Source organism: Burkholderia sp. Ac-20345 (assembly GCF_017104825.1).
Classification (GTDB): domain Bacteria; phylum Pseudomonadota; class Gammaproteobacteria; order Burkholderiales; family Burkholderiaceae; genus Burkholderia; species Burkholderia lata_B.
Genome location: NZ_JAAGPO010000424.1, coordinates 1 through 2,830, shown reverse-complemented (window position 1 = coordinate 2,830; position 2,830 = coordinate 1). Strand labels below are relative to the sequence as shown.

The following is a 2,830-nucleotide window of genomic DNA, read 5'->3' as shown; positions in this document are numbered from 1 at the left end:
GCCCGCGTACTGCCCGGCACGATCGCGCCCGTGCCGTTCGACCGGCCGATCGATGCGTGGAAGGCCGAACTGTTCGACACGATCGACGCGGGCTTCACCGTCGCCCGCTCGGGCATCGCGGCCACCGGCACCGTCGTGCTCGCGCCCGATGCCGGCACGCCGCGCACGGTATCGCTGGTGCCGCCGCTGCATGTCGCGCTCGTCCACGCGAGCACGCTGCATCCTGACCTTCACGCGGCGGTACACGCTGAGCGCTGGCACGCCGGCATGCCGACGAACCTCGTGCTGGTGTCGGGTCCGTCGAAGACGTCCGACATCCAGCAGACGCTCGCCTACGGCGCGCACGGCCCGCGCCGCCTGTGGGTCGTGATCGTCACCGATACGGCGGCCGCACACCCGCCCGCCACCGCCAGCGAGGACCTTCCGCAATGAGCGACCACACGCTGCAGTTCGTCGCCCCCGGCGACTTCAAGGCCCGTGCGCGCGCCGCGCTCGACGATCCCGCGCTGCGCAAGAGCTTTCGCGGCGCGATGGACTTCCTGCAAGGCAAGCGCGCGACGCAGTTCCCCGACGACACCGAGCTGCAGCAGCTGCGCGACCTCGGCGAAGCCGTGCGGCAGCACGCGCTCGCGCAGTTGCCCGCGCTGCTCGAACGGCTCGAAACGAAGCTCACCGAAGCCGGCGTGCACGTGCACTGGGCCGAGACGGCCGCCGACGCGAATGCGATCGTGCTCGGCATCGCGCAGGCGCGGAAGGCGCGCCGCGTGATCAAGGGCAAGTCGATGGCAAGCGAGGAAATCGAGCTGAACCATTACCTCGCGGAGCACGGCGTCGACTGCATCGAATCCGACATGGGCGAATTCATCGTGCAGCTCGCGGGCGAAAAACCGTCGCATATCGTGATGCCGGCGATCCACAAGACGCGTGGCGACATCGCCGCGCTGTTCGAGGAACACATCCCCGGCACGCGCTACACGGAGGACGTCGACGAGCTGATCCAGACCGGCCGGCGCGCGCTACGCCGCGCGTTCGCCGACGCGGACATCGGTCTGTCGGGCGTGAACTTCGCGGCGGCCGACACGGGCACGCTGTGGCTCGTCGAAAACGAAGGCAACGGCCGCCTGTCGACGACGGTGCCCGACACGCACGTCGCGATCATGGGGATCGAGAAGGTCGTCGAGAAGCTCGAGCACATCGTGCCGTTGTCGAGCCTGCTCACGCGTTCGGCCACCGGGCAGGCGATCACGACCTACTTCAACCTGATCTCGGGCCCGCGCCGCGACGGCGAACGCGACGGCCCGCGCGAGCTGCATCTCGTGCTGCTCGACAACGGCCGCACGCAGGCCTACGCGGACGAGCAGCTGCGCGCAACGCTGCAGTGCATCCGCTGCGGCGCGTGCATGAACCACTGCCCCGTCTATACGCGCATCGGCGGCCACGCCTACGGCACGACCTACCCGGGCCCGATCGGCAAGATCATCTCGCCGCACCTGCTCGGCCTCGACGCGACGGCCGACCTGCCGACCGCGTCGACGCTGTGCGGCGCCTGCGGCGAGGTGTGCCCGGTGCGGATCCCGATCCCGCAACTGCTCGTGCGGCTGCGCACCGAGGCGAACCGCAAGCCCGACGAACCCGTCGCGCATCCGCTGCGCGGCCAGGGCGCGAACTACACCCGCGCGGAAGACCTCGTGTGGCGCTTCTGGTCGGGTGCGTTCGCGCATCCGCGCGCGTACCGCGCGTTCCGCTGGACCGCGACGCGGCTGCGTGCGCTGACGCCCGCGAAGCAGATGGGCTGGACGCAGCACCGCACGCCGCTCGAACCGGCACCGCGCAGCCTGTCGGACCTGCTGCGCGCACGCGGCCAGCCCGAGTAGCCGTTTCGTTTTTCAAGCCGTACCGACAAAAACCTATGGAGGAGACATCCATGCAGGCCTGGCATCAGATCTACACCCCGCTCGGCAGCCTCGGGCTGTCGGCGTTCGTCGCCGCAATCCCGATCATCTTCTTTTTCGTTGCGCTGGCCGCGCTGCGGCTCAAGGGCCACGTCGCCGCGGCGATCACGCTGCTGCTGTCGCTCGGCGTCGCGATCCTCGCATACGGGATGCCCGTGCCGCAGGCGCTCGCGGCGGCCGGCTTCGGCTTCGCGTACGGCCTGTGGCCGATCGCGTGGATCATCGTCGCGGCCGTGTTCCTCTACAAGATCGTCGTGAAGACCGGCCAGTTCGACATCATTCGCGCGTCCGTGCTGTCGATCACCGACGACCAGCGCCTGCAGATGCTGCTGATCGGCTTCTCGTTCGGCGCGTTCCTCGAAGGCGCGGCCGGCTTCGGCGCGCCCGTCGCGATCACGGCCGCGCTGCTCGTCGGCCTCGGCTTCAAGCCGCTGCACGCGGCCGGACTGTGTCTGATCGCAAATACCGCGCCGGTCGCGTTCGGTGCGATGGGCATTCCGATCATCGTCGCCGGACAGGTGACGGGCATCGACCCGTTCCATATCGGCGCGATGGCCGGCCGCCAGCTGCCGCTGCTGTCGCTCGCGGTGCCGTTCTGGCTCGTGTTCATGATGGACGGGCTGCGCGGCGTGCGGCAGACCTGGCCGGCCGCGCTCGTCGCGGGCGGCAGCTTCGCGGTGACGCAATACTTCACGTCGAACCACATCGGGCCCGAGCTGCCGGACATCACGTCGTCGCTCGTCAGCCTCGTCGCGCTCGCCGCGTTCCTGAAGGTCTGGCAGCCGCGCACCGCGAAGAGATCGGAAGAGCGGCGGGGAGGTGAAGAGTCGGATCTACTCGTGAAATAGCGCAGGCGGCGTCGGAGACACAAATAAAAA

2 protein-coding genes and 1 pseudogene are annotated in these 2,830 nt (G+C 69.2%); all 3 read left to right on the top strand.

Features of this window, described 5'->3' with window-relative positions:
* Positions 1-432: LUD domain-containing protein (locus G3O06_RS47585; protein ID WP_205820239.1), on the top strand; the 432-nt coding region annotated here is incomplete at its 5' end.
* The gene (locus G3O06_RS47580; RefSeq protein ID WP_174915424.1) at positions 429-1,874 is read left to right on the top strand and encodes a LutB/LldF family L-lactate oxidation iron-sulfur protein; all 1,446 of its coding nucleotides are present in this window, start codon (positions 429-431) and stop codon (positions 1,872-1,874) included. The genes G3O06_RS47585 and G3O06_RS47580, both read left to right, overlap by 4 nt.
* A 50-nt stretch (positions 1,875-1,924) precedes the next feature.
* Positions 1,925-2,768: pseudogene (locus G3O06_RS47575) on the top strand (lactate permease LctP family transporter); the annotation flags it as partial.
* Positions 2,769-2,830 lie beyond the last annotated feature (62 nt).